The 25147-nt window shown below is 68.0% G+C and carries 24 protein-coding genes and 3 pseudogenes; 10 read left to right on the top strand and 17 right to left on the bottom strand.

All coding sequences use genetic code 11. The features are described from left to right. Positions 1-395: 395 nt before the first annotated feature. From istB to ACO1BU_RS22725, 4 genes and pseudogenes are all read right to left on the bottom strand, one after another. Positions 396-1178: an IS21-like element helper ATPase IstB gene (gene istB, locus ACO1BU_RS22740; RefSeq protein ID WP_424138250.1), complete on the bottom strand. Its 783-nt coding sequence runs from the start codon at positions 1176-1178 to the stop codon at positions 396-398. After that, entirely contained in the window at positions 1168-2697 is a 1530-nt protein-coding gene (gene istA, locus ACO1BU_RS22735) for an IS21 family transposase (RefSeq protein WP_424138249.1), read from the bottom strand. The genes istB and istA overlap by 11 nt, the downstream gene beginning before the upstream one ends. Before the next feature lie 249 nt (positions 2698-2946). Further along, positions 2947-3135, bottom strand: a pseudogene (locus ACO1BU_RS22730) (IS110-like element ISMmg1 family transposase); the annotation flags it as partial. A 644-nt stretch (positions 3136-3779) separates the two neighbouring features. Continuing rightward, positions 3780-4495 (bottom strand): annotated as a pseudogene (locus tag ACO1BU_RS22725) (IS3 family transposase); the annotation flags it as partial. Positions 4496-4572: 77 nt separating this feature from the next. Here ACO1BU_RS22725 and ACO1BU_RS22720 point away from each other — a divergent pair. Next, positions 4573-5547 (top strand): annotated as a pseudogene (locus ACO1BU_RS22720) (ISNCY family transposase); the annotation flags it as partial. A gap of 302 nt (positions 5548-5849) precedes the next feature. Here ACO1BU_RS22720 and ACO1BU_RS22715 read toward each other — a convergent pair. Continuing rightward, positions 5850-6296 (bottom strand): protein tyrosine phosphatase family protein, encoded by a 447-nt coding sequence (locus tag ACO1BU_RS22715; RefSeq protein WP_424138248.1) that lies wholly within the window; start codon positions 6294-6296, stop codon positions 5850-5852. 60 nt (positions 6297-6356) lie between these two features. Between ACO1BU_RS22715 and ACO1BU_RS22710 the strand changes: the two genes are divergently transcribed. The 7 genes from ACO1BU_RS22710 (at position 6357) to ACO1BU_RS22680 (ending at position 11293) form a co-directional block, all read left to right on the top strand. Continuing rightward, a complete protein-coding gene (locus ACO1BU_RS22710) occupies positions 6357-6716 on the top strand; it encodes a metalloregulator ArsR/SmtB family transcription factor (protein WP_424138247.1) in 360 nt (119 codons plus the stop codon). A gap of 64 nt (positions 6717-6780) precedes the next feature. Continuing rightward, complete coding sequence (locus tag ACO1BU_RS22705; RefSeq protein WP_424138246.1) at positions 6781-7686, top strand: MBL fold metallo-hydrolase; 906 nt, start codon at positions 6781-6783, stop codon at positions 7684-7686. A 9-nt stretch (positions 7687-7695) separates the two neighbouring features. Next, positions 7696-8121: a YeeE/YedE family protein gene (locus ACO1BU_RS22700; protein WP_424138245.1), complete on the top strand. Its 426-nt coding sequence runs from the start codon at positions 7696-7698 to the stop codon at positions 8119-8121. 1 nt (position 8122) lies between these two features. Further along, positions 8123-8587: a DUF6691 family protein gene (locus tag ACO1BU_RS22695; protein WP_424138244.1), complete on the top strand. Its 465-nt coding sequence runs from the start codon at positions 8123-8125 to the stop codon at positions 8585-8587. 20 nt (positions 8588-8607) lie between these two features. Further along, positions 8608-9402 (top strand): sulfite exporter TauE/SafE family protein, encoded by a 795-nt coding sequence (locus ACO1BU_RS22690; RefSeq protein WP_481133234.1) that lies wholly within the window; start codon positions 8608-8610, stop codon positions 9400-9402. Positions 9403-9414: 12 nt separating this feature from the next. Continuing rightward, positions 9415-9801: a DUF302 domain-containing protein gene (locus ACO1BU_RS22685; protein ID WP_424138242.1), complete on the top strand. Its 387-nt coding sequence runs from the start codon at positions 9415-9417 to the stop codon at positions 9799-9801. 1 nt (position 9802) lies between these two features. Beyond that, positions 9803-11293 (top strand): multicopper oxidase family protein, encoded by a 1491-nt coding sequence (locus ACO1BU_RS22680; RefSeq protein WP_424138241.1) that lies wholly within the window; start codon positions 9803-9805, stop codon positions 11291-11293. A gap of 218 nt (positions 11294-11511) precedes the next feature. Here the strand turns inward: ACO1BU_RS22680 and ACO1BU_RS22675 are convergent, their stop codons facing one another. Beyond that, a complete protein-coding gene (locus ACO1BU_RS22675) occupies positions 11512-11928 on the bottom strand; it encodes a transposase (RefSeq protein WP_424138240.1) in 417 nt (138 codons plus the stop codon). A gap of 3 nt (positions 11929-11931) precedes the next feature. On the opposite strand from ACO1BU_RS22675, the gene ACO1BU_RS22670 reads away from it, so the two are divergent. Together ACO1BU_RS22670 and ACO1BU_RS22665 are read left to right on the top strand one after the other, a co-directional pair. Beyond that, a complete protein-coding gene (locus ACO1BU_RS22670; protein WP_424138239.1) occupies positions 11932-12078 on the top strand; it encodes a copper resistance protein CopC in 147 nt (48 codons plus the stop codon). Next, positions 12075-12962 (top strand): copper resistance D family protein, encoded by an 888-nt coding sequence (locus tag ACO1BU_RS22665; protein ID WP_424138238.1) that lies wholly within the window; start codon positions 12075-12077, stop codon positions 12960-12962. Before ACO1BU_RS22670 ends, ACO1BU_RS22665 begins: the two co-directional genes overlap by 4 nt. Before the next feature lie 396 nt (positions 12963-13358). Here ACO1BU_RS22665 and ACO1BU_RS22660 read toward each other — a convergent pair whose 3' ends face one another. From ACO1BU_RS22660 to ACO1BU_RS22610, 11 genes are all read right to left on the bottom strand, one after another. Further along, positions 13359-14456: an IS630 family transposase gene (locus ACO1BU_RS22660; RefSeq protein ID WP_424138237.1), complete on the bottom strand. Its 1098-nt coding sequence runs from the start codon at positions 14454-14456 to the stop codon at positions 13359-13361. Between the two features lie 87 nt (positions 14457-14543). Then, positions 14544-15053: a c-type cytochrome gene (locus ACO1BU_RS22655; RefSeq protein ID WP_424138268.1), complete on the bottom strand. Its 510-nt coding sequence runs from the start codon at positions 15051-15053 to the stop codon at positions 14544-14546. Positions 15054-15242: 189 nt separating this feature from the next. Then, positions 15243-15584, bottom strand: a complete 342-nt coding sequence (locus tag ACO1BU_RS22650) for a hypothetical protein (RefSeq protein ID WP_424138236.1) — start codon at positions 15582-15584, stop codon at positions 15243-15245. A gap of 11 nt (positions 15585-15595) precedes the next feature. Continuing rightward, on the bottom strand, positions 15596-16036 hold the full coding sequence (locus ACO1BU_RS22645) for a DUF411 domain-containing protein (protein WP_424138235.1): 441 nt from the start codon (positions 16034-16036) through the stop codon (positions 15596-15598). A 32-nt stretch (positions 16037-16068) separates the two neighbouring features. Continuing rightward, positions 16069-17484 carry a multicopper oxidase family protein gene (locus tag ACO1BU_RS22640; protein WP_424138234.1) on the bottom strand — a complete coding sequence of 472 codons (1416 nt, stop codon included), beginning with the start codon at positions 17482-17484 and terminating at the stop codon, positions 16069-16071. Between the two features lie 116 nt (positions 17485-17600). Beyond that, on the bottom strand, positions 17601-17954 hold the full coding sequence (locus ACO1BU_RS22635) for a hypothetical protein (RefSeq protein ID WP_424138233.1): 354 nt from the start codon (positions 17952-17954) through the stop codon (positions 17601-17603). 129 nt (positions 17955-18083) lie between these two features. Further along, positions 18084-18653: a heavy-metal-associated domain-containing protein gene (locus tag ACO1BU_RS22630; protein ID WP_424138232.1), complete on the bottom strand. Its 570-nt coding sequence runs from the start codon at positions 18651-18653 to the stop codon at positions 18084-18086. Between the two features lie 259 nt (positions 18654-18912). Beyond that, positions 18913-19053, bottom strand: coding sequence for a hypothetical protein (locus ACO1BU_RS22625; RefSeq protein WP_181378288.1), 141 nt, complete (start codon positions 19051-19053; stop codon positions 18913-18915). Between the two features lie 45 nt (positions 19054-19098). Further along, positions 19099-22257, bottom strand: coding sequence for an efflux RND transporter permease subunit (locus tag ACO1BU_RS22620; RefSeq protein ID WP_424138231.1), 3159 nt, complete (start codon positions 22255-22257; stop codon positions 19099-19101). Further along, positions 22254-23828 (bottom strand): efflux RND transporter periplasmic adaptor subunit, encoded by a 1575-nt coding sequence (locus ACO1BU_RS22615; protein WP_424138230.1) that lies wholly within the window; start codon positions 23826-23828, stop codon positions 22254-22256. Before ACO1BU_RS22615 ends, ACO1BU_RS22620 begins: the two co-directional genes overlap by 4 nt. Beyond that, a complete protein-coding gene (locus ACO1BU_RS22610) occupies positions 23825-25147 on the bottom strand; it encodes a TolC family protein (RefSeq protein ID WP_424138229.1) in 1323 nt (440 codons plus the stop codon). Before ACO1BU_RS22610 ends, ACO1BU_RS22615 begins: the two co-directional genes overlap by 4 nt.

The raw sequence follows: 25147 nt of genomic DNA, 5'->3' as shown, positions 1-25147 counted from the left end.
GGGTCATGCAGTGGAGGACCTTCAAGAACAAAGGGGAGGGCTTAATGACCATCAGAGTGATTGACACAGTTAGCGAGTTCGAGTCCCTGCAGAGCGAGTGGAACCAGCTCGCAGCGTGCTCGCGTTCCCCTCTGCTCCGCCACGAGTTCTTCTCTGCCTGCCTCGGGATGAATCTACGAGACCGAACGCCGATGATCTTCGTGGCATCCGAGCAGGGGAAGATCACTGCGATTGCGCCGCTTGAGCGTGTCCACCACGCTGGAGTTCATCGACTACAGGCCATAGGTCGCGATCTGCACGAGCCCTATGGCTGTTGATTGCCACTGAGATCTGACCCGGGGTTGCCACGAGGATCTGACCCGGGTTGTGGATGTGTGCGGGGTTTTCGGATCCCGTCAGTTTGGCGGTGACTTCCTTTCACGCTGGGCTTGGGTTGCGGAGCTGTTCCTGAAGCGGAAGCTGTCGTTTCCGGTCTCCAGGATGTGGCAATGGTGGGTGAGCCGGTCGAGGAGAGCGGTGGTCATCTTGGCATCTCCGAAGATCGCCGCCCACTCACTGAAGCTGAGATTAGTGGTGATGACGACGCTGGTCTGCTCGTAGAGCTTACTGAGCAGGTGAAACAGCAGGGCACCCCCTGAGGGGCTGAACGGCAGGTATCCCAGCTCGTCGAGGATCAGCAGGTCGGCGTGGAGCAGGCGGGCGGCGACCTGCCCGGTCCTACCCGCCGCTTTCTCCTGCTCGAGGATATTGACCAGTTCCACCGTGGAGAAGAACCGCACGCGCTTGCGGTGGTGCTCGACGGCCTGGACGCCGAGCGCGGTGGCGATGTGGGTCTTTCCTGTGCCGGGCCCACCGACCAGCACGATGTTATCGGCTTTCTCCATGAAGGCACCGGTATGAAGCTGGCGGACCAGGGCTTCGTTGATCTGGCTGCTGGCAAAGTCAAAGCCCGCCAGGTCCTTGTAGGTCGGGAACCGTGCGGCCTTGAGCTGGTAGGCGATGGAACGGACCTCCCGTTCGGCGATCTCCGCCTTGAGCAGCTGCGACAGGATGGGGAGCGCACTCTGGAAGGCGGGCGCGCCCTGCTCGGTCAGTTCGGCCGCGGCCTGCGCCATGCCGTGCATCTTGAGGCTGCGCAGCATGATGGTGATGGCGGCCGCCGCCGGGTCATGACGCATGACGGCCTCCCTGCCTCGGGCGCAGGCTGTCATAGCGGGCGACGTTGGCCTTGGGCTCCTGCGCCAGCACCAGGGCCTGGGGCGCCTCGATCGGCGGCACCTGAGAGGTTGCTCCATCGGTGAGCCGGTGCAGCAGGTTCAGGATGTGGGTCTTGGTGGAGACGCCGTCCTGCAAGGCCATCTCCACGGCGACGAGCACGGCCTGCTCATCGTGCTGGAGGACCAGGGAGAGGATCTCGACCATCTCCCGGTCGCCGCCGGACCGGCCGTGCAGGTGGCGCTGAAGTTGCCGGAAGGCCTCGGGCAGCTCGGCGAAAGGCGCGCCGTTGCGTAGGGCGCCGGGCTTGCGCTGGATCACGGCCAGGTAGTGGCGCCAGTCATAGATCGTCCGTCCCTGCCCGTGATGCGACCGCTCAATGACCCGCCGGTGCTCGCAGAGGACAGCGCCCTCGGCTACCACCACGATGCGGTCGGGATAAACCCGCAGGCTGACCGGGCGGTTGGCGAAGGAGGCGGGCACGCTGTAGCGATTGCGGTCAAAGTGCACGAGGCAGGTCGGCGAGACCCGCTTGGTCTCATCCACGAAGCCGTCGAAGAACCGCGGAACCGGCATCAGGCAGCCCACCTCCTGCCGCCAGACGGCCGCGATACTGCCGGGCTCGGTCCCGTGCGGGATTTCCTCCCAGAGGGTGAGGCATCGTTGTTCCAGCCAGGCGTTCAGCGCCTCCAGGCTAGCGAGCTGGGGCATGGGCTGCCACAGCCGGTGCCGCGCGTCCTGAACGTTTTTCTCGACCTGACCTTTCTCCCAACCCGATGCTGGATTGCAGAACTCGGGCTCGAACAGATAGTGGCTCGCCATGGCCAGGAAGCGGGCATTGACCTGCCGCTCACGGCTCGGGCCGATCCGGTCCACGGCAGTGCGCATGTTGTCGTAGATGCCCCGCCGCGGCACGCCACCCAGCACACGAAAGCCATGGTTGTGGGCGTCGAACAGCATCTCGTGCGTCTGCAGCAGGTAGGCCCGCACCAGGAAAGCTCGGCTGTGGCAGAGCTTGAGATGAGCAACCTGCAGCTTGGTGCGCTCGCCACCGAGGAGGGCGTGCTCCTCGCTCCAGTCGAACTGGAACGCCTCACCCGGACCGAAAATCAAAGGCACGAAGACGCCGCGGCCGGTGGTCTGCTGCTGGCGGAGCCAGTCGTCCTGCCACGCCCGCACAAAGGCCGCGACACGTCGGTATGAGCCATCATAGCCGAGCCCGACCAACTCCGCGTGGAACTGCCGGGCCGTGCGTTTCTGTTTGCGCGGCCTGCGGGCATCCGCCCGCAGCCAGACTGCCAGCCGCTCAGCAAAGGGATCCAGCTTGCTGGGGCGATCAGGGGTCCTGAAAACAGGCTCCACCGCCTCGGCCCGCAGGTACTTACGGATGGTGTTCCGCGACAGGCCGGTCCGGCGAGCTATCAAGCGGATCGACAGGTGCTCCCGGAAATGCCAGCGCCGGATAACGCTCAATAACGCCATGTCCAACACTCCCGCCGCCCCCGCCTGAAAGGCCGAGGCTAGCGTCCGAACATGGGTCAACTCTCAGTGGCAACTTCACCCCAAACCGGGTCAGATCTCAGTGGCAATCAACAACTAACGGCGTCAGAGCGCCATTTTTTGCGCCAGGTATCGGGAACGCCGGTCGACTGTCAGGCCATCTCGCTTCCACCACCCGCAGACCTCATCCAGCCGCCCGCGCCGGGTGAGCGCGAACGGCTGATCCTCGGGCTACGACACTGCCGCTGCCCTCATCTCGAACCGCTGCCCACTCCGCAGGACCGCGCAGATGATCCGTGCCAGCTTGGCCGCGAGTGCCACCACCACGGTGTTGACATGCGCTCGGGCGGCGAGACCTCGTAGCCACCCGCCGAGCCGGTTTTCTCCTTTGAACAACGTCGGCAATGCGGCACGGGCGCCGTTATGGCGCGACAATCTGGATGCGGGCGCGCATTGCCTCACCTGAATTGTACCCCAGCGCAGGACTGTTGCCTCATCTGAGATGCTCCCGAGCGGCGACGAGCTGCGGAGGCGAGGATGAGGCGGGTGAGCATGGCGACGCGTGACGAGTTGGTGGCGGCGGTGGCGGCCCGGTACGCCGGCTCGGGCCGGGCGGAGCGGGGCCTGATCCTGGATGAGTTCGTGGCGATCACGGGCCATCATCGGAAACATGCTGGGCGGCTGCTGCGGGGAGGACCGGCGCGGCCAGGGCAAAGTCGGTCGCGGCGGGTCTACGATGACGCCGTCCGGGAGGCCCTGACCGTGCTCTGGGAGGCGTCCGACCGGATCTGCGGCAAGCGACGAAATTGCTGCGGACCTTGCAGAGGCGGGTGAAGACCTGGAGGGCGGAGCTGGCACGGCAGATGGTATTCGGCGGGGACGGTGACACGGGCGCACGGGAGCGAGGCGACGAGGCAACGGGAGCAGGGCGTGCGGCAACGGCCAATCGGAAGTGAGGCAGTGGCTCGGCCCCGGGAGCAATCGGATGAGGCAACGGACGCCCGCTCGGGAGCAGTCCTGGATGAGGCAATACGCATTCTCATCCTGATCGGCGCGCGGCACGGCACGGCGGCGAGATAGACGAAGCCGCGAGCCATGGGCACGTCGGTGATGTCCATGGCCCAGACCTGGTTCGGGCGCTCGATCCTCATCCCGCGCAGCAGATACGGGTAGATCTTGTGGCCCGGCGCCGGCTTTGACGTGTTCGGCTTGCGGTAGATCGCCTCGATGCCCATGCGCTTCATCAGCGTCGCAACATGGCATCGGCCAATCTCGACGCTTTCCTTGTTCAGGAGATCTCGCAGCATCCGGCTACCCGCGAAAGGGAACTCCAGGTGCAGCTCATCCATCCGGCGCATCACCGCAAGATCGGCCGCCGGCACCGGTTGTGGCAGGTCGTAGACGCTGCCCCGGCTGATCCCAAGGAGGCTCGCCTGCCTGGTAATGGGAAGGGCGTGCTCGCGGTCGATCATCGCTTTGCGCTCAGCGGGCCGGCTTTGCTGAGCGCGCCGGACAAAAAATCATTGCTGAGCGTCAACTCGCCAATCTTGGCGTGAAGTGTCTTGACGTCCACCGCCGGCGTGGCCGGGTCCGGTCGCGTCTCGGAACCAAACACCCCGGCAGCTCCCTCCAGGAGCTGGGCCTTCCAGGTCGTGATCTGGTTCGGGTGCACGTCAAACTGCTGGGCCAGCTCGGCCAGCGTCTTCTCACCCTTCACGGCAGCCAGCGCCACCTTCGCCTTGAAGGCCGGGGAATGGTTCCGCCGAGGTCGCTTGCTCATCGTCTCTCCTAAGCTGCGGCCATCCTGGCCGCCGTCAGGCAGAAACTCCACTCATCTAACCTGTTCAGATTCCCTGGGCCACCTCTGTGCTGTGGGAGGCGTCGGACCGGATCTGCGGCAAGCGGCTACGGGTGCTGCTGCCTGGGCTGGTCGAGGCGATGGAGCGGCACGGGCATCTCCAGCTCGCGCCGGAGGTCAGGATCGGGCTGCTCGCGATGAGTGCGGCGACGGTCGACCGTGCATTGGCGGGTGTGAGGGAGAAAGCCGTAGGACGGCGGCGCAGTCGATCCCCGCCCTCGGCGGCGGTGCGGCGGAGGGTGCCGGTGCGGACCTTCTCGGACTGGGGCGACCCGGCACCGGGCTTCGTGGAGGCCGATCTGGTGGCGCATAGCGGTCCGACGTCGCGGGGGAGCTACGTGCAGACGCTGGTGCTGACGGACATCGCGACCGGCTGGACGGAGTGCGCGCCGCTGCTGGTGCGGGAGCAGGTGCTCATGACCGAGGTGCTGGGCGAGGTGCGGAAGGTGCTGCCGTTCCCGCTGTTGGGGTTCGACACGGACAACGACAGCGTCTTTATGAACGAGACGGTGAAGGCTTATTGCGAAGGCGCCAAGGTGGAGTTCACGCGCTGCAGGCCATACCGCAAGAATGACCAGGCCCACGTGGAGCAGAAGAACGGGGCCGTGGTGCGGCGGTTTGTAGGTTATCGGCGGCTGGAGGGGCTCGAGGCCGCGGCAGCACTGGCGGATCTCTACCGCTCGCTGTGGCTGTTCGTGAACTTCTTCCAGCCGTCGTTCAAGCTGGCCGAGAAGGAGCGGGACGGGGCGTTGGTGAGGAAGCGTTATCACGCGCCGGCGACGCCATGCCAGCGGTTGCTGGCGGACGCACGGGTGCCGGAGGAGGTGCGCAGCCGGGTGACGGCAATGGTGGCGCGGCTCGACCCGGTGCGGCTGCTGGCGCAGATCCGGGCGGCACAGGCGCGGCTGGTCGAGTTCGCGGACCGGCCCGCCGACCCGCCGCGGCGACCGCTGCCCCGAGGGCGACGCCGCCCCGCCACCCCGCAGTAGCCGCGCTGCGTGCTTGCGGTGGTGCCCCGTGATCGCGACGAACTCGTCGAGGATCCGGCCGCTCTCCGCCCGCCCGGAGCCCGCACACCGGCCGGCCACCGCCGCCACCAGCTCATCCCACGTCATGATGCTCACCCGCCTCATCGCTCCCTCCGCGGCCTATCGCCGCTCGGGAGCATCTCAGATGAGGCAATGACCCCCACCTTGGGAGCGAATCAGACGAGGCAATGCGGCACCTCCCAGGATAGTCGTTGCCGTCTGGCCCAAGCCTAGGCTCGTGGGTCTGCCTACTCGTGTTGCAGGTAGCGTCTCACGAAGTCTTCGAGGGCGGGGCTGCTCCAGTCAAATCCGAGTTCCCGCGCCCTGGCGAGGGCGTCCTCGCCGGACAGTCCTTCCTGAGCCGCAAGCACAAGGATGCCGAGAACGCCTGACCGCTTCCCCGAGGCGCAATGCAGAAGAACCGGTCCAGGTAGTTCGGACAGCTGCGACCGGAACAGGTCCACCTGCTCGGGCTGCGGTCCGGAGGGGGCGACCGGGATGTGGGCGTAGTCGAGGCCCGCTTTGCGGGCTACCTCACCCTCCGCATCCGGCGGGAGAGGTTGGTTCTGCTCCCCGGCTGTCCGCAGGTTGACCACGGCCTTGAAGCCCTCCCGGGGGAGGCGTTCCAGCTCCTCCCGGGTCGGTTGGCCAGTATCGACCGTCAGGCTGTCGTTGATCCTGATCCTCTTAGCCATGTGAGCTTTCCTAGCTGTGGTGGCCTTGAAGACATATTCTGTCTTCATAGATTATCAACCATGAATGTATCGGAGATGCGCGGCCGGGCGGGCGAGGCGGGACGGTTCCTGAAGTCCCTCTGCAACGAGCACCGGCTGCTGATCCTGTGTTCCCTGGCCGAGGGCGAAAAATCGGTCGGGGAGCTGGAGCGACTGCTGGAGATGCGCCAGCCGCATCTGTCGCAGCACCTGACCCGGCTGCGCGCGGATGGGCTGGTGATGACCCGCCGCGTGTCGCGGACCGTCTACTACCGCCTGGGCAGCGAGCCGGCGGAGCGGCTGATCGGCCTGCTCTACGAGCTGTTCTGCGCCAGGGACGCGGCACCCGCCCTGGCCACCGATGGCACCCCGCCAGCGGACGGCACGACGACGGATGCGTGAAGCGACACGCGATTAACGGCCCAACCCCGCCCCAGCGGCGGAATGCCCATGCAAGGAGGTGACCATGGCTGACCATCGTCCGGCAGTGACCGGCTTCTACCACGGGGAGACCAACAGCATCGCCTACGTGGTCGCGGACCCCGCGACCCGGCGCTGCGCGCTGATCGACCCGGTGCTCGACTTCGACCGCGCCTGCCGGGGCACCCACACGCAGCTTGCCGATCGGATGGTGGCGTTCGTGCGCGAGCAGGGGCTGACGGTGGAGTGGATTCTCGACACCCATCCGCACGCCGACCACTTCTCCGCCGCGCCCTACCTTAAGGAGGTGTTCGGCGCGCCGACGGCCATTGGCGAGCATGTCATCACCGTACAGAAAATCTGGAAGGAGATTTACCACCTCCCCGATTTTCCGGCCGATGGCTCGCAGTGGGACCGCCTGTTCAAGGACGGCGACCGCTTCCGCGTCGGCGAGCTGGAGGCGGAGGTCATCTTCTCGCCCGGCCACACGGCGGCCTCGATCACCTACGTCATCGGCGACGCCGCCTTCATCCACGACACGCTGTTCGTGCCCGACAGTGGCACGGCGCGGGCCGATTTCCCCGGCGGTGACGCCCGCGCACTCTACCGCAGCATCCGCCGCATCCTGTCGTTGCCGCCGGAAACCCGCCTCTTCACCGGCCACGACTACCAGCCGGGCGGGCGCGCGCCGCAGTGGGAAGCGACCGTGGCCGAACAGCGCCAGCACAACATCCACGTCCATGACGGCGTGGGCGAGGACGAGTTCCTGCGGATGCGCCAGGAGCGCGACCGGACGCTGGCCTTCCCCGGCCTGCTGCTGGATGCATTGCAGATCAATATTCGTGGTGGCCGCTTGCCCGAGCCCGAGGCGAACGGGGTCTCCTACCTGAAGATTCCGCTCAACCACTTCCAGGAAACCGGATGCGCGGCCATCCGCAACCCCAAAAGCTGAGCCGTATCCATGGAGAATTTCACTCCCGTTTCCGCCTTCTTCGGCGGCGTCCTGATCGGGCTGTCGGTGGTGGTGCTGCTGCTGACGAACGGCCGCATCGCCGGCGTCAGCGGCGTCGTGGGCGGGCTGCTTGCGTCCAGGGTGCGCGATGCTGGATGGCGGCTGGCCTTCATCCTGGGCCTGATCGCCGCGCCGCTGCTCTATGCGGCCGTGGCCGGAGGGGTGCCGCCGATTGCGGTGACCTCATCGACCGGGCTGCTCATCGTCGCCGGCCTGCTGGTCGGCTTCGGCGCGCGGCTCGGCAGCGGCTGCACCAGCGGGCATGGCGTCGCCGGCATCGCCCGTCTGTCACCACGCTCCTTCGTGGCGACGGGCGTGTTTCTGACCGCCGGGATGGTTACCGTGTTCGTCACCCGCCATGTGATGGGGGGCTGAGATGCGCCAGACCATCGCCGCTCTTGCGGCCGGAACGCTGTTTGGCCTGGGCCTGACGCTCTCGCGGATGGTCGATCCGGCCAAGGTGCTGGGCTTCCTCGATATCGCCGGAAACTGGGACCCGAGCCTTGCCCTGGTTCTAGTCGGCGCGACGGGAACAGCCGCCATCGGCTTCCGGCTCATCCTCGGCCAGCGGTCCGCACCGCTCTTCGCCGAAACCTTCAGCCTGCCGACCGCGCGCGACATTGACCCGCGCCTGATCGTCGGCGCGGCGATCTTCGGCATCGGCTGGGGTCTGGTCGGGCTCTGTCCCGGCCCGGCGCTGGCGGGCCTGGGGCTCGCCTTCCGGCCGGTGGCGATCTTCGTCATCGCGATGCTCGTGGCCATGGCGGCGTTTGAGTTGATGGGCCGCCTGCGGTCACGAGCCGGCGCGCCAGCCTCGCCGGCCCCGAGCACCGGGCGCTGAAGCGGGAGCAGGTTGAACCTATGATGGACCTCTCGCTCTTGCAGGCTGGGTTTTCCGTGCTGTCCGGCTCCGTCGTTGGCTTCGCGCTCGGGCTGATCGGCGGCGGCGGCTCGATCCTGGCGGTGCCGCTGCTGCTCTATGTCGTCGGCCTGCCGAACGCGCACATGGCTATCGGGACCAGTGCTCTGGCGGTCGCCGCCAACGCCTTCGCCAACCTGGCGCAGCATGCGCGCAATGGCACGGTGAAGTGGCCCTGCGCGGCCGTATTCGCTGTCGCGGGCGTGCTTGGTGCGCTCCTGGGATCGACCATCGGCAAGGCGGTCCAGGGTGACTGGCTGCTGCTGCTGTTTGCCCTGGTGATGATCGCGGTCGGCGTGGCGATGCTGCTGCGGCGCGGCGGCGAGGGCGATCCGTCTGTGCGCATCACGCCGGCCATCGGCCTTCGGCTGGCGGGGATTGGCTTCCTGACCGGCCTGCTCTCCGGCTTCTTCGGCATCGGCGGCGGGTTCCTGATCGTGCCCGGCATCATGCTCGGCAGCGGCATGGCGATCCTGAACGCCGTGGGTTCATCCCTGCTGTCGGTCGGAGCCTTCGGCACCGCCACCGCCGTGAACTACGCGGCCTCCGGGCTCGTCGATTGGCCGGTGGCCGGCATGTTCATCGTCGGTGGGGTGGCCGGTGGGACGCTTGGCATGCGCCTGGCGGTCCGCTTGGCGGGCCGGAAGGGGATGCTCACCCGCGTCTTCGCGGGCGTCATCTTCGCCGTTGCCGCGTACATGCTCTACCGCAGTGTGGGCACGCTTTTTGTTTCATAAAAGGAGACAGCCATGAGCTACTACTTTTCCAAGGCGGTCGATGCGCGGTTCGAAGATGCCGTCGCCCGCACGCGTGAAGCGCTGAAGCTGGAGGGCTTCGGCGTCATCCCGGAAATGGACGTGCAGAAGACCTTCAAGTCGAAGATCGGCGTCGATTTCCGGCCCTACCCCATCCTGGGCGCCTGCAATCCGGCAGTGGCCCACGAGGCGCTGCAGGTGGAGGACAAGGTCGGCACGATGTTGCCGTGCAACGTCGTCGTTCAGGAACGCTCCGAAGGGCGCGTCGAGATCGCGGCCATTGATCCGGTCGCCTCGATGCAAGCGATCGAGAATCCTGGCCTCACCCAAAAGGCCGCCGCGGTCGCCGGAAAGCTCCAAAGCGCGCTGGAGCGGATCTGAGATGCCCAAGCTTGACCGGCGCTCCCTGCTCGTAGGCGGCGGGCTGCTGCTTTCCGCAACCTGCTCGCGCCAGTTTGCCACTCCCGCCAGCGCTGCGGAAACCGACCGTCCGCTCCCGATCCCGACCTTGCTCGACGCCCGCCAGCAGGGACAGGTCATCGCTCTGAGCGCCCAGGCCGGGAAGACCTCCTTCTATCCAGGCCGGCCAAGCGACACGCTTGGGTACAACGGCAGCTATCTCGGGCCAACGCTCAGGGTCCACCGCGGCGACGAGGTGAAGGTCGCCGTCACCAACAGGCTGTCGGCCGACACGACGGTGCATTGGCACGGGCTGCTGGTTCCCGGCGAGTTGGACGGCGGTCCGCACCAGCTGATCCCGCCCGGTACCACTTGGCGCCCGAACCTGCCGATCCGCCAACCGGCGGCGACGCTGCTCTATCATTCGCATGTCCATGGCCTGACGGCAGAGCAGGTCTATTCCGGCTTGGCCGGGATGCTGATCGTGACCGACCAGGAGGAGCAGGGCCTGGGGCTGCCGTCTGACTACGGCGTCGATGACCTGCCGCTGCTGATCCAGGACCGCCAGTTCCAGGATGGGCGGTTGGTGATGCCTGCGGGGATGATGACCGCCATGCAGGGCCGGCGGGGCGACACCATTCTGGTGAACGGTGCGGCCAATCCCCTGGCCGCGGTGCCGAACCGCCTGGTCAGGCTGCGCCTGGTCAACGGCTCCAACGCCCGCATCTACGACCTTTCCTTCAGCGACGGGCGCGGCTTCCACTGGATAGGCACCGAGGGCGGCCTGCTGGAACGGTCGGTGGCACTGCGAAGCCTCACCTTGGCGCCCGGGCGACGGGCCGAGATCCTCGTGGATTTCGCCGACGGCAGGACGGTCTCTTTGGTGACCGGCCCGGATGCCAATGCGTCGATGATGGGCATGATGGGAAGCACCGGGATGATGGGCGGCCGGTCCGGCGCGGCGGGTTCCACCTCAACAATGACGGTGCTGCGGTTTGCGCCCCGGGCGATGGCCAACTCCGGCGCCAGGACCTCCGCACCGGATTTCCTCGTCCCGCGTGTTCGTCCCGATCCCGCCAAGGCCGTTCGGCGCCGCCGCCTGGTTCTGAACATGGGGATGGGTGGCATGATGGGAGCTAGCGGCGGAATGGCCCTGACGATCAACGGCAAGCCGTTCGACATGGGCCGCGTCGACGAACGGGTGAGGCTTGGCAACGTGGAAATCTGGGAAGTCTCAGGCCAGATGATGAAGCACCCCATCCACATCCATGGTGTGCATTTCGATGTGCTGCGTCGGGATGGCGGAAGGCCCGACCTGCTCGATCAGGGAGCCAGAGATACGGTTCTGGTGAAAGAGCCGGTCGAACTCCTGATTCGATTCGACCAGCCAGCCTCGACGGCGCCGTTCATGTACCACTGCCATGTCCTCGAGCACGAGGATAACGGCATGATGGGACAGTTTACCGTGTCCTGACGGGATTTCGCGGGACGGGCCGCCCGCTGTCGCGGTCCCACTGCCAAAAGGCAGTCCCCATCTACCGAGCGCCGAGCACACTGCACGCGGTGCTTGTCTAGGCCAGCAGAAATTAGGTTCTCCCGCACTTTCCGTGCTGTCGTTGCGGTCTCACGCTGCATGGAGGACGCGGGCGCGGAGGAGATCGGAGCCTGCTCGGCCTTACATGGTTCGCTTGATCATCTTGATGCGGCTGATCGACATGCCCTGCCGTGCAGATCCGCCGCCGCTTCGTAGCGCGCATGACGGCGATCGAGTGAGGCCCGGCTCGCCCGCTGCGCCGCGTTCGGTGGGCGAGCCGGGGGCGGCGGCGCGCCCGGTGCAATCCAGGCGGCGGTCCGCTGTGCCGCCCGGCGGGTGGCGCTGCCGTGCCGCTCAATGAGGGTCCGGACAGCATCGCCGAGGTTGCGCAGCAGGTGCCAGCGATCCGCCGCCTGGATTGCACCGGGCGCGCCCTGCCCGACCCCGTCCGCGTAGGTGCCTGCCCGGTCCCGCGCCACGATCTCCACGCCCGGGTGTTGGCGCAGCCACGCCGCAAGGGTGTCCGCCTGCCGGTTCGGCAACAGGTCGACCGCACGATTGCGCTCGTCAAGCATTAGGTGCGTCGTGAAGGTGGGCGTGCGGCTTCCAGTCGGGCGACCGCAACGCTTCCGCCGAGCGCTTACCGCCTTGAGTGGCGCGCCATGGGCGACGACGGACACGTCATGAGTGGGGCGGTGCGCTTCGCCGTGAACGCCACCCGGTGATCCTGGAGCTGCTGCGGCCGGAGCCGGAGTGGCTCCGGGGGATCTCCGCGGCGCTGCGTATCGTCTGCTACGTGGCGTGCCTCGGGGCGGCGGGGTTGGGCATCTTCGCTTTCGGCTTCGGGCGACTGCAGGAGCCGCGGGACGCCGCAGCCTGCCGCCGCGTGACGCTGGCAATGGTGGCGGTGGGGCTGGCCTCCAGCCCCGCTTGGTTGGCGGCCCAGGTGGCCTTGGCGTCAGATGGGGACCCGCTCGACACAGAAGTCTGGGACATGATGCTGACGTCCCGTCCCGGCGTCTCCGTCGTGATCGCATGGGCAGGCTTGATCGCAGTGGCCTTGGCTGCCTGGATCGGGCGTGCCGCCATCGTGGTTGGGGCAGCAGGGATCTTGGCTGTTGCCGTCAGCTTCACTGGCGTCGGCCACACCACGCAGCACCAGCCACGGCTGCTGCTCGCGGCCGCTCTGGTGATCCACCTCCTGGCGGTTGCCTTCTGGGCTGGAAGCCTGTGGCCGCTTGCACTGGCCTCGAGGCGTGGCGGCCCGGCGGCGGCTCGGATGGTCGAGGGGTGGACACGAGTCGCCATTTGGGCCGTGGGCGGCCTCGTCCTCGCGGGGGTGGTGCTGGCGTGGCTCCTGGTCGGGCGCCTGGAAGTGCTGGTGACCACGGCTTACGGCTGGGCTCTGCTGACGAAGGTGGCGCTCGTCGGCGTCCTGCTCGGCTTGGCGGCTTGGCACAAGCTCCGGCTGACGCCTGCCCCGGCGGCGAACGCCCCTGGATCAGGGGAGCGCCTCGCGGCCTCAATCGGCTGGGAGATCGTCGTAATGGTCCTGGTGTTCTGGGCGGTCGCCGAGATGACCTCGGCCAGCCCGCAGGACGAGGGCTGAATGCCCGCCGGTGCCGGTCTGTGGCCCGGCCCCTATCCTGGCTGCGGTCCGTGGGCATGCATCGGCGGGCCCGCTTGCCTGACGGTCGCCGACCTGCCGCCACCCTCAGGCCGTTAGTGCCCCAGCGGGCCACGCGCCCACCGGGTCGCTCAGTGCGGTTGGCTGGAACGCCATCACCGGGAAGATCCGTGGCGGCCGCGTCATCCAACTCCGCCGAGGCCACCTCAGGGCCAACCAGACTGGGTCGTCAATCGCGTGATCACCAGTGAAAGGGGTGGGGCAGGTGCGACGCCCGGACCTCGGCGCCGCTGAGCGGCCCTCTCCCTTGTCAACACTTGCGCGGCTTCGGATTTCCATGCGACCGGCAGTGCCCGCCCGAAGTCGAATCAGGTTCGGTCATTCCTGATAAACCTCGTCACGGTTGGAATCTGCCTTGGCTACACCCCGATGAGGTGGAATCGGTTGGTGATGAGGGAGGCGAGGGCGGCCTTCCACTGCGTCAGGTTGCTGAAGAAGTTGCGGATGCCGGTCTTGAAGTCGGCAAGCGTGGGGAAGTGAGCATTCCACAGCGTCTTTTTCTTGAAGAACCATCACAGCCGCTCGATCAGATTGAGGTTGGGAGCGTAGGGCGGCAGGTAGACCAGCCTGACGCGGCACCCCCTCGGCTGCCAGCCATTCTCGGACGCTGGCGGCGCGGTTGTAGGTGGCGTTGTCGACCACGGCGCTGATCGCCTCGGCCTGCGGATGCCGTGCCGCCAGGTCCTGGAAGAGCGCGATCATCTCGGCACCGGTGATCCGGTCCGCCTCGCGGGTCACCACCTCGCGGCCGGGCCAACTAAGCGCGCCGTTCATGGTCACGTTGACGCGGCCGTGGTTGCTCTTCAGCGTCCGCGTCTCGCCGCGGCGGATCCAGCCGCAGGCGGGATGGGCGTCGTAGGCGGGATGCGTCGCGTCCACGAAGTAGAGCGGCCGCGCCGGATCGGCCTCGGCGGCCGCCATCAGGGGCGCCAGCGTGGTCTCCAGAAAGGCGCGTTGCGCGGCGGCATCGGCCTCGGCCTCGGCCGGGATGCATTTCGGCCGCTTCCAGACGAAGCCCATTCGGCCCAGCAGCTTGGCCATCGCGTGTGGCGTGTAGGCCACCCCGAAGCGGTCGGCCACGAAGCCGCAGACCGCCTTGGCCGTCATGTAGAGCCGCGCCGACAACTCGGCCACCAGCGCCGCATTCTGCGCCTCCGTCAGCAGCGGCGCGTGCCCGGCATAAGCCAGACGCTCGACCCCCGCGCGGCCGTCCGCGGTGTAGAGCCGGCTGTGCTCACGCACCGTCTCCGCCTCGATGAACAGCGCCTCTGCCACTCGCCCTGCCGTCCAGCCATCGTCGAGCGGCAACAGCGCGTTCATCCGGCGATGCACGGCGCTGTTCGTCTGGCGCCGCAGCATCGCCAGGAAATACGCGCGGTCCGCAGGGCTCAGCACTGCACCAGCCATGCCGGACATCGAATCAGACGCCGCCGCGTCGCCACAAGCAGAATCCGTCGGAGTCTGAGTTTACCAGTCGCTCTGAGAAATGATCGGCCGCGGCCCTCAGCCGATTCCCATGGGGACTTGCTTGTGGGCGAGAGAGCCTGAACACCCTTGCCCATGGACCACACTATTCTCCTGGCCACCCTGATTGCCTGCGTCTCTCTGGATGCGGCTTTGCCGCTCCTGCAAGCTGCGCTCGCGATCCGGCCACGTGCTCTTAATGAATGAGAGGACGGCACGGATTTCGGCGTCCGAAAGGAGGTTTCCAAAGCCTGGCATGTCGCTCTCGTAGCCGCCGACGACGACAGCGGGGGTACCCTCCCGGACGATCCGGAACAGCGTCTCGTCCGCGTGGTGCCAAGTATGGCCTAAGGCGTCATGCGGGGGCGCCGGCAGCCTTCCATCGGGCCTGCGCGACCGCCAGTTTGGCTGGCCTTCAAGATTCGCGCCGTGGCACTGCGCGCACTGCTCGGCGTAGATGCGGCGGCCGAGGGCGACCTGCGCGGGATCGCTGGAATTAATCGCATTGGATCCTGGGCCAGATCTGCCGAGCCATGTGAGCAAGGTCACGCTGCCAACCGCCGCGGACAGAGTGATGGCCGCGGCGACCAGCAGTCTTCGCTGCCGCCATCGTTCCTTGTCTGGTCGCCTCACCACTTACCTCCAGAAGAATCACGAGCCGGGACAACATGCGCGGCGGCTCCCAGCAGAGAAGGCGCTGAGCAGGTGATCTGAGATCCTTGTCAGCGCCATATCTCCTTAGCTTTCGGCCGCCTCGACCTCACGCGGCCGGTCCGATGCCTTCGGAGTGGACGCGGTCGAACCCGCTTCCACCTGGGGTTCCCTTGCATGGCACGACCTGCCCGACTTTCCGGTCATGCACAGTCCCAGGGCGCACATGACGGCGCACGGCGCCACACTGACCAGGATCGGGGCAACGCCGATCGCGGTGAGCCAGGTCCACTGCCAGGAAACGCCCGCGGCCATTGCAGCGAGCCCGAGCAACACCAGGGCGCGCCGCCCCCGCAATGCCGAGCGGAGGAGGTCACCGATGCCGCTGGACGGCACGCGCGTTCCGGCAAGGTTCGATTGGGTCGTCATCTGCGGCCTCCTCAAATAGTCACGTAGACACTGGTGCTGCCGTCTCGGGCGACGGCGAGGATCTGGAAGGGCTCCTGCTTGGTCCCCGTCATCCCCGGCGAGCCGGGCGGCATGCCCGGTAGGGTTATGGCCTTGAGCGGCGGCCGCTCGGCCAGGAGCTTGCGGATGGCCTCGACGGGGACGCGACCTTCCACGACGTAGCTGTCGACCGTGGCGATGTGGCAGCCGTCCAGTTCCTCGGGGACGCCAGCGGCGCGGCTCATCTTCCAGAGATCGTGGGTCGGCCGCACGTCGACGGCGAAGCCGTTCCCCCGGAGGTAGGCTGCGTAGTCCTCACAGCAGCCGCATTGCGGGCTCTTGTAGAGCGTGACCTGCATGGGTGCGGCCGCTAGCGCGGGCAGCGGGATGCTGGCGGCCGCCAAGAGGGCGGCGCGGCGGGAAATTGAGCTCATCATTGGCTCTCCTTGTCGGTTTCCGGGTTGGGTCAGGCCACCCGCAGCACGCCCATCAGGCCGCTGACTTCGTGGTCCATGACGTGGCAATGCAGCATCCAATTGCCGGGATTATCGGCGACGAAGGCGACCTCCACGGTCTGGCGCGGCTCGACGAGCACCGTGTCGCCCCATTCCGCCCCAGCCACCGCCGTGCCGTTCCGGGTCAGGACGCGGAAGCTGTGGCCGTGCAGGTGCATCGGGTGCCACCAAGCGGTCTCGTTCCGGAGAGACAGGACGCAGGTCCGGCCGCGCGCGAGGGTCAGTAGCGGCGGCATGTGCGTGTCTCCCTTGCCGGTCATGGACGTGCCGTTGATGGCCCATGCCGCCCCGCGCATGCCCATCATGCCCATGCCGCCCATCATCCCGCCCTGGAGCACGAGTTCGTGCCGCTCGGCCGCGGCGAGATCCGGCTGGGGAAGTGGGTTCGGCGGCAGGCGGACCGGGGCGTTCAGCGGATGGTCGCGCAGAGGCGCGGAGCCGTCATAGGCGAGCGCGGCGAGTTCGTAGGCGAGGCGGCCGTAGAAGTCGTCGATGACGGCGTAGCGGCGCCCAGGCGCGCCCGCCATGTCCAGGATGATGTCGGCCCGCATGGCGGGGCCGAGCAGCAGTCGCCCGCCCACAGGCTCGTGCGGCTCGCAGGGCTGGCCGTCGAACGCGACGACGACGGGCCGGTGTCCCTCGAACCGCAGCGCCACGATGCGCGCCGTGGCCGCGTTGATGATGCGGAGCCGCACGCGCTCCCCCGCACGGACGCTGAGTGCGTCTGGCACCCGCCCGTTGACGGTGACCGTGTTGCCGAGGCGGCCCGCCATCGCCACCTCCATGCGGCTGCCGAAGCCACGGGCGACCTGGGCATCGCGCGTCAGGCGCCAATCCTGGATGACCCAAACCAACTCGCGATCCACCCGGGGCGGCTCCCGCTCCTCGACGATGAGCGCTCCGGCCAGTCCGCGGCCCATCTGCACTAGGCTGTTGTCGTGGGGGTGGTACCAAAAGGTTCCGGCGTCGGGCGGCGTGAATTCGTAGGCGAAGCTCTCGCCGGGCCTAATCGCCGGCTGTGTCAGCCCGGGCACGCCGTCCATGGCGTTGGGCAGCCGGATGCCGTGCCAATGCACGGTCGTGTTCTCGTCGAGGCGGTTCTCCACGGTGGCGCGGAACCTCGCTCCCTGTCGGACCCGGAACACGGGCCCGGGGACCGAGCCTCCGTAGGACCAGACGTCCGTGGTGGGATGGTCATTGCCGACGATAGATGCGCGGCCGGGTGCGGCGGTCAGCCGTAGGGAAGCAGGCACGCTGGTGGCGGATGCGGCATGTGCCCTGCCGGGAAGCGTGCTCGCCAGCCCGAGGGCGCCGCCCGCCTTCCAGAGTTGCCGCCGCGTCAGGCTCGGCGGGGTGGTGATTCGCATGTTTTCCATCCTCGTCATGCCGACACAGCCCGCAGGAGAGCGGGTGCACGGCAGCGGATCCGGCTAGGGCCGGACCCAAGAATCTCCGGCCGCCGCCCGCGGTGGGCGGGCGACGGTTAGACGAGGGGGATGGGTCTGGGTGGGAAGGGGTCGGGCGGAAGCGCTCTGCCCCGCTGGCTCGCAGGTGCCACCACCGCGTACTCGACTGTGACAGCAACGGACATGCCCAGGACTGTCGAAGCCGGTAGACCGAAGAAAGCACCCGAGCAGACGAGGGCACTGCACGGCACCATCTTGGTGCCGCCGGTGCTGGCAGGAGCCCAGGCCGAACAGTCGCCGCACGGTTGGAGGCCTGCGGCCATCACGGCACCGCCGGGCATGGGCATTGCCGAAGCGGTCCCCGGCAGCGCCGTCACGAGCACGAAGGCGAGGGCGGTTAGGACCAGCAGCAGGCGTCGGAGGACGGGCATGCCCATGGTCAGACGATATGTACCGCGGCGTTTTCCATGCAAGGTCATGCCCATCCGACGTTCCTCACCGGACTGACATCAGGTCGGCCCCGCAGGCGCGCCGGAGGGCGTCCAGCACCGCCGCGCGGGTCAGGACCTCGGACAAGACGATGCCCCGTGGGGCACCCGGTCCGTAGACCGCGTTGAGGGGAATGCCGAACCGGTCGTTGTTGGCGAGGTAGGCCGGGTGCCCACCTGCTTGACCGGACTGGCATCGAAGCCCGTGTCCCGAACGGCGGCGGCGAGCTGGTCGACCGTGACGGCGCCCATGGCGGTGGTGACGCGGGCCCGCTCGGTGGCCGGGTTCACCTCGGCCCCAACGACGCCCGGAACCTGCTTCAGAGCCCTCTCGACCCGGCCTGAGCAGCTGGCGCAGGTCATGCCCCGAACGTTCAGGTCAAACTCGGCCACGGGTACATCGTACCCCGCCCCCTCAACAGCCTTGGTCACCGCCGCCGTGTCCGGCGGCCCACTGAAGGCGACGCGCGCCCGCTCCGTGGAGAGGTTCACCGAAACGTCGGAGACGCCGGGTACCCGCTTCAGAGCCTGCTCAACCCGGCCGACCCAGGAGGCGCAACTCATTTCCTCGATGCCGATATCTACCCCGGCACCGTCCCCGGCCTTCGCGGCAGTCCCGGCTTCCGCAGTCAGAGCGTCCATGGCGCGCGTCTCCTGATATTCCCGACTGCCGGATCAGATGGGGCTTCCCACGACGGTAAGGTCAAGGGGCGCCGTCCCGTCTGAAGCACCCAGCGCGTGGCTGACCGGCGCGGCACCGTCGTCGCGACGTCGTAGGCGCCGAAACCGGCGAAGGCCGAGCCGGATTCGGCGCTGGACGCCATGATCCTCGCCCACGCCCACCGGGAAAATTCGCCCCGGCGGTCCCGAGATCCCTGGACACACCAGCAGCACTGCCGGGTCAGTGCTTTCGCGCGAACAGGTATTTCGCCAAGGCGGCGACACCGAGGACCAGAAGGATAATGAGGAGGAGCCATACCAACCCCATGCCCCACATCATCCAGCCCATCATGCCGCCCATCATGCCGTCATCGTGCATCATGCGTCGGACCTCCTCTGGCTCTTAGTTCGCCGCTGATTCCGGCCATCATTCGGCCGCCAGCAACGCCTTTGTCTCCTCAGCCGCCTGCGCTGCCCGGGGCAGGCTCCATCCCTTGACCAAGCCGTAGATCGCCGGGATGACGAGCAGCGTCAGCACGGTCGAGGACACCATGCCGCCGACCATGGGGACGGCGATGCGCTGCATAAGTTCCGAGCCGGTGCCGGTGCTCCAGAGGATCGGCAGCAGGCCTGCCATGATGGCGGTCACCGTCATCATCTTGGGCCGCACCCGCTCGACAGCGCCCTCCATAATGGCGTGGCGCAGATCCTCCTGCGTCAGCGTCCGCCCCTCGGCCCGACACCGCGCCCGAACCTCTGCAAGTGCGTGGTCCAGGTAGATCAGCATGATGACGCCGGTTTCGGCCGCCACCCCGGCCAGCGCGATGAAGCCGACCGCGACGGCCACGCTCATGTTGAATTGCATCAGAAACATGAGCCAGACGCCGCCGACGAGCGCGAAGGGCACCGAGAGCATCACGATGAGCGCGTCGGTCAGCCCCCCGAAGTTCAGGTAGAGAAGCACGAAGATGATGATCAGGGTCACCGGTACAACGATGGCCAGCTTCGCCTTTGCCCGCTGCATGTACTCGAACTGGCCGCTCCACTCGACGTGGTAGCCGGGCGGCATTCGCACCTGCTCAGCGACGGCCCGCTGCGCGTCGGCGACGTAGCCGCCGACGTCGCGGCCGTGCATGTCAACGTATACGTAGTTCACCAGCTGGGCATTCTCGGTCCGGATGGTCGGTGGGCCCCGCCGCAGCTGGACGGCCGCCAGCTGGCCTAAGGGAATGGCGGCACCCTGCATGCTTTGGACCAGCACCTGGGTCGCGATCCCTTGCGGGTCGCTGCGCAGGCCGCGCGGGTAGCGGACGTTGACCGTGTAGCGGGCGCGGCCCTCGACCGTGGTGGTGACCGGCTCGCCGCCGAGCGCCGTGGCGATGGTTTCCTGGAGGTCGCCGACTGTCAGGCCGTAGCGCGCCAATGCCGCCCGGTCCGGCTCGACCTCGAGGTAGTAGCCGCCCTCAACCCGCTCCGCGAAGGCGCTGGTGGTGCCGGGCACCGTCCGCACGGCGGTTTCCACCTCGCGCGACAGCCGGTCGATACCCGCGAGGTCCGGACCGTAGACCTTGACGCCGACCGGCGTGCGGATGCCGGTCGAGAGCATATCGGTGCGGGCCTTGATGGGCATGGTCCAGGCGTTGCTGACGCCCGGCATCCGCAGCGCTGTGTCCATCTCGGCGATGAGCGAGTCCAGAGTGACCCCCGCGCGCCACTCGGCCTCTGGCTTCAGGTTGATGATGGTCTCGAACATCTCGGTCGGTGCCGGGTCCGTTGCCGTCGCCGCGCGGCCCGCCTTGCCGTAGACGCTCGCTACCTCAGGAAAGCTCCGGATTATTCGGTTCTGGGTCTGGAGCAGCTCGGCGGCCTTGGTGACTGACATGCCGGGCAGGCTGACCGGCATGTACATCAACGTCCCCTCGTTCAGTGTCGGCATGAACTCGCTGCCGAGCCGCGCCATGGGCCAGGCGGTCGCCCCAACTGCGAGAAGAGCCACCAGGATGGTCAACGTCTTGGCCCGGAGCACACCCGCGATCAGGGGCCGGTAGAGCCAGATAAGCAGCCGATTCACTGGGTTGCGTCGCTCCGGCATGATGCGGCCGCGGATGAACAGCACCATCAGCACCGGCACCAGGGTCACCGACAGCAGCGCGCCCGCTGCCATGGCGAAGGTCTTGGTGAATGCGAGCGGCCGGAACATGCGGCCCTCCTGGTCCTCCAGCGTGAAGACCGGCAGGAAGGAGACGGTGATGATGGCCAAGCTGAAGAACAGCGCCGGGCCGACCTCGACGGCCGCCTCCGTCAGCACTTGGACGCGGGACGCCCCCGGCCCCGCCTGCTCGAGCCGCTTGTGGGCGTTCTCGATCATCACGATGGCCGCGTCGACCATGGCGCCGAGCGCGATGGCGATGCCACCCAAGGACATGATGTTCGAGCTCAGCCCCAGCAGGTGCAGCAGGGCCATGGCGATGAGCACACCGACCGGCAGCATCAGGATGGCCACGAGAGCGCTGCGGACGTGCAGAAGGAAGACAACGCAGACCACAGCGACAATAAGGCTTTCCTCCAGGAGCGTGTACTTCAGGGTCTCGATGGCGCGCTCGATCAGAGCCGAGCGGTCGTAGACCGAGGAGACGGTCACCCCTTCTGGAAGGCTGCCCCCGATCTCGGCGATCCGCCGCTTGACGCTCTCAATGACGGTGAGCGCGTTCTGCCCCTCGCGCTGGAGCACGATGCCGCTGACCACCTCGCCCTCGCCGTTCAGCTCGGCGATTCCTCGGCGCTCCTCGGGGCCGAGCTCGACCCGGGCGACGTCGCGCAGCAGCACGGGCACGCCGTTCTGCATGGTCAGGACGATCTGCTCGATGTCCGCGATGCCCCGCAGGTAGCCGTGCCCGCGGACAAGGTACTCCGTCTCCGACATCTCGATCGAACGGCCGCCCACGTCACGGTTGCTGCCCCGGATGGCCTCGGTCACCCGTGAGAGGGGAATGCGGTAGGCCTGGAGACGCTGCGGGTCGACGACGACCTGGTATTGCTGGACGAAACCGCCGACGCTGGCCACCTCGGCCACGCCCTCGGCCCGGGCCAGCTGGTAGCGCAGGAACCAGTCCTGGATCGACCGCAGCTCCGCCAGCGTCCGCTGCGCCCCGGTGACAACATACTGGTAGACCCAGCCCACGCCGGTCGCGTCCGGCCCCAGCGATGGCGTCACCCCTTCGGGAAGGCGCCGCGCGGCTTGGCTGAGGTATTCGAGCACTCGGCTGCGGGCCCAGTAAAGGTCGGTGCCGTCTTCGAACACCACATAGACGAAAGACGACCCGAAGAAGGAGAAGCCGCGCACCGTCTTCGACCGCGGGACCGTCAGGAGGGCCGTGGTCAAAGGATAGGTGACCTGGTCCTCCACCACCTGTGGTGCCTGCCCCGGGTAGTCCGTGTAGACGATGACCTGCACGTCGGAGAGGTCCGGGACGGCGTCGAGCGGCGTGTTGCGCACCGCCCAGATCCCGGTCCCGATGACGAACAGCGTGGCGAGCAGCACCAGGAAGGGGTTTGCCGCCGACCAGCGGATGACACGGGCGATCATCGGGGTTGCTCCTGGCCCGGGGCGGGCGGTGGGGGCGCCGCGAAGGACTGCAGTGCGGCCCGCAAGTTGCTCTCCGCGTCGATGAGGAAGTTGGCGCCGACGACCACGCGTTCGCCCGCCTTGATTCCTTGCCTGATCTCGACCTGGCCGTCGGCCCGGCGGCCCAGTTGAACCGAGCGAGGCTCGTAGCGGCCCGGGGCGCGCTCCACGAGCACGACCTGACGCGTGCCGCTGTCGAGCACCGCGGAGTCCGGCACGGCGACCGTGGGCGCGGTGCCGACGGGGGCCGCGATCTCCACGGTCGCGTACATGTCCGGCTTGAGCAGCCCGTCCGGGTTGGGGATTTCGATCCGCACCCGGGCCGTGCGGGTGGCCGCGTTCACCGTCGGGTAGACGAAGGTGACCTTCCCGGTGAACCGCCGGTCCGGGTAGGCCGTCATGGCGATGCTGGCCTCCTGTCCCGGCCCGACGAGGCCCAGGTCCTGCTCGAAGACGTCGGCGAGCAGCCAGACGGTCGAAAGGTCGCCGATGCGGAAGAGCATCTCGCCGGGCGCGAAGCGCATGCCCTGCAGCGCGGCCTTCTCCAGGACCACGCCGTCCATGGGCGAGGTCAGCGTCAGCGCGCGGCCAACTGTGCCGGTGCGCTGGAGACGGGCGATCTCGTCCGCGGGCAGGTCGAAGTTGCGCAACCGCTCCAGGGCGGCTGCGGCCAGGCCCCCGCCCATCCGACGGGCGATGACGTACTCCTGCTCAGCGAGCGCCAGATCGGGGCTGTAGACCTCGAACAACGGCTGGCCGCGGCGCACCGGCTGCCCGGTCTCGTTGACCAGCAGCCGCTGGATCCAACCTTCGAAGCGCGGGGCAACGACCACGAGGCGCCGCTCGTCGACGGCGATGGTGCCGACCGCCCGGATGGAGCGGGTCATTGTTCGTTCGGTCGCCGCCTCGGTGCGGACGCCGAGCATCTGTACGCGTTCGGGGCTGACGGTGACGGTCCCGGCGGGCTGGTTTGCCTCATCCTCGTAGACAGGGATGTAGTCCATGCCCATCGAGTCCTTTTTGGGCACCGGCGAAGTGTCCGGCAGGCCCATCGGGTGTCGGTAGTAGAGGATACGGCCACGCCCCCCCGGGGAGGCCGGGGCGGACGCCGCCGCTGGTTGGGACGGCGCGCCGATGTCCTCGTAGACCGGGACGAAGTCGCGCCCGTCGGCGGTTTTCCTTGAGGCGGCGGAGTACTCGGGCTTGCCGGACGGGTCTTGGTAGTAGAGCGGCTGCCGCGCCGGTCCCGGTGCGGAGGCCGATGCGGGCGCGGGTGGCGCCTGCTCGTCCTCGTCGTAGACCGGGATGTAATCGCGTCCCTGCGCGTCCTTCTTAGGCGCCAGGGAGAAGTCCGACCCGCCGGAGGGGTCCCGGTAATAGAGCGGCTGGCGCCCGGCGGACGACGTCTGCGCCGCGGCGAGCGCGAAGACAGTCGCGGACGGATGGCTGGTGGCCAGCCAGTGTCCGCCCGCCCCGGCAGTGACCGTTGCAAGGGCAACTCCTGTCGCCAGAAGAATCCGGCGCCCGGTCAAAGGTCACCCCCAACCAGGCGCTCGATCATCGCTCGCTGGCGCTGTCCGTCGAACTCGGCGGACAAAAGCTGTAGGCGGGACTCGGTCAGGTCGTTCTGCGCCCGCAGGATGGTAGCGAGATCCACCCTGCCGAAGCCGTACCCGGCCACCCCGGAGCGCACGAGCGCCTCGGTCTGCGGCAGGAGTTGGCGGCGGATGAGCTCCAGGGTCCGGCGACTTCCCTCGGTGCCCGCGACGGCGTCCGCCAGGTCGCCCCGGATCTGCTGTTCGCGGGCCTCGAGGCGCGCCCGGGCGGCCCCGGCCTGCGCCCTCGCCTCCCGCTGCTGCGCCTCGCGGAGGCCCCACTGGAGCGGGACCTTCATGCCGATCCAGGCCTGGTAGCCGGTCGGTCCGTAGCTCCCCCGGTCGATGGCTGCGGCGCCAAAGGTGACGTCCGGGTACCAGTTTCTCTCCGTCAGAGCCCGGCTGGTCTCGGCTCCCTGGACGGCTGCGGCGTCAGCGGCCAGCGCCGGGTTGGCACGCCGTGCGCGGTCCACCAACCGTGTAACCTCCAACGCGCGGGCGTCGGGGAGCGGCGGCAGCCGTTCGGGTGGCGCGAGCGGCGCGGCGGCGGGGCGGTTCAGCAGCGCATTCAGCTGGCCCCGCGCGCTCCTGAGCGATGCATCGAGGCGAAGGATCTCGGCCGCTACGCGCGTGGCCTCGACCTCGGCCCGGAAGACCTCCTGCTGCTCCCCGCGGCCCTGGGCGTAGCGTTCGCGAGCGACCTGAGCGATGCCCTGCACCGCCCGGCGCTGCTGCGATGCCCGGCGGACGGCCTGATGGGACGTGTAGTACCGGGCGAAAGCGACCTTGACCCGCTCAACCAACTCGGCCTCTGCGGCCTGGGCCTGCGCCGTCATTTGCCCGACTTCGGCACGGGCGACCTCTCGCCGCAGGTCGCGCCTGCCCCAGAGCGGGATCTCCTGCTCGAAGCTGTAGATCATCATGTTCTGCCGAGGCCCCGAGCTTCGGGGCATTTCGTCCGACATCACCCGGACCGTCGGATCGGGGAACGCCCCCGCGATCTGCACCCGCGCTTGGGCAGCCGCGGTGTCGAGCGTGCGGGCGGTAATTTCGGGGCTGAGTTGGCGTGCGATGCCGAGGACGCTCTCCAGCGTGGCCCCGGGGAGTGCTCCCCCCGGGGTTCGCTGCGCCGAAGTGGGCTGGCCGTAGCCGGGCCCAGTCAGGAGCGCGAGCGTCAGGCCGAGCGCGAGGGCCGCGCCAGGCTTGCGCCCGGCACGCCGTGGGGGCGCGGAGCCCCCCCAGGCTTGGTGCGGCAT

This window comes from Roseomonas chloroacetimidivorans, from assembly GCF_049629625.1.
Lineage (GTDB): Bacteria > Pseudomonadota > Alphaproteobacteria > Acetobacterales > Acetobacteraceae > Roseomonas > Roseomonas chloroacetimidivorans.
This window is presented reverse-complemented; position numbering and strand designations above follow the sequence as displayed.

Excerpts from the sequence above, each read along its gene's own strand:
- ACO1BU_RS22610 (WP_424138229.1), bottom strand. The coding sequence starts at position 25,147 with ATGCCGCACCAAGCCTGGGGGGGCTCCGCGCCCCCACGGCGTGCCGGG.
- ACO1BU_RS22630 (WP_424138232.1), bottom strand. The coding sequence starts at position 18,653 with ATGGACGCTCTGACTGCGGAAGCCGGGACTGCCGCGAAGGCCGGGGAC.
- istA (WP_424138249.1), bottom strand. The coding sequence starts at position 2,697 with ATGGCGTTATTGAGCGTTATCCGGCGCTGGCATTTCCGGGAGCACCTG.
- ACO1BU_RS22620 (WP_424138231.1), bottom strand. The coding sequence starts at position 22,257 with ATGATCGCCCGTGTCATCCGCTGGTCGGCGGCAAACCCCTTCCTGGTG.
- istB (WP_424138250.1), bottom strand. The coding sequence starts at position 1,178 with ATGCGTCATGACCCGGCGGCGGCCGCCATCACCATCATGCTGCGCAGC.
- ACO1BU_RS22710 (WP_424138247.1), top strand. The coding sequence starts at position 6,357 with ATGAATGTATCGGAGATGCGCGGCCGGGCGGGCGAGGCGGGACGGTTC.
- ACO1BU_RS22690 (WP_481133234.1), top strand. The coding sequence starts at position 8,608 with ATGATGGACCTCTCGCTCTTGCAGGCTGGGTTTTCCGTGCTGTCCGGC.
- ACO1BU_RS22625 (WP_181378288.1), bottom strand. The coding sequence starts at position 19,053 with ATGATGCACGATGACGGCATGATGGGCGGCATGATGGGCTGGATGATG.
- ACO1BU_RS22700 (WP_424138245.1), top strand. The coding sequence starts at position 7,696 with ATGGAGAATTTCACTCCCGTTTCCGCCTTCTTCGGCGGCGTCCTGATC.
- ACO1BU_RS22640 (WP_424138234.1), bottom strand. The coding sequence starts at position 17,484 with ATGCGAATCACCACCCCGCCGAGCCTGACGCGGCGGCAACTCTGGAAG.
- ACO1BU_RS22685 (WP_424138242.1), top strand. The coding sequence starts at position 9,415 with ATGAGCTACTACTTTTCCAAGGCGGTCGATGCGCGGTTCGAAGATGCC.
- ACO1BU_RS22695 (WP_424138244.1), top strand. The coding sequence starts at position 8,123 with ATGCGCCAGACCATCGCCGCTCTTGCGGCCGGAACGCTGTTTGGCCTG.
- ACO1BU_RS22705 (WP_424138246.1), top strand. The coding sequence starts at position 6,781 with ATGGCTGACCATCGTCCGGCAGTGACCGGCTTCTACCACGGGGAGACC.
- ACO1BU_RS22715 (WP_424138248.1), bottom strand. The coding sequence starts at position 6,296 with ATGGCTAAGAGGATCAGGATCAACGACAGCCTGACGGTCGATACTGGC.
- ACO1BU_RS22650 (WP_424138236.1), bottom strand. The coding sequence starts at position 15,584 with ATGACGACCCAATCGAACCTTGCCGGAACGCGCGTGCCGTCCAGCGGC.
- ACO1BU_RS22645 (WP_424138235.1), bottom strand. The coding sequence starts at position 16,036 with ATGAGCTCAATTTCCCGCCGCGCCGCCCTCTTGGCGGCCGCCAGCATC.
- ACO1BU_RS22660 (WP_424138237.1), bottom strand. The coding sequence starts at position 14,456 with ATGTCCGGCATGGCTGGTGCAGTGCTGAGCCCTGCGGACCGCGCGTAT.
- ACO1BU_RS22680 (WP_424138241.1), top strand. The coding sequence starts at position 9,803 with ATGCCCAAGCTTGACCGGCGCTCCCTGCTCGTAGGCGGCGGGCTGCTG.
- ACO1BU_RS22635 (WP_424138233.1), bottom strand. The coding sequence starts at position 17,954 with ATGCCCGTCCTCCGACGCCTGCTGCTGGTCCTAACCGCCCTCGCCTTC.
- ACO1BU_RS22675 (WP_424138240.1), bottom strand. The coding sequence starts at position 11,928 with ATGCTTGACGAGCGCAATCGTGCGGTCGACCTGTTGCCGAACCGGCAG.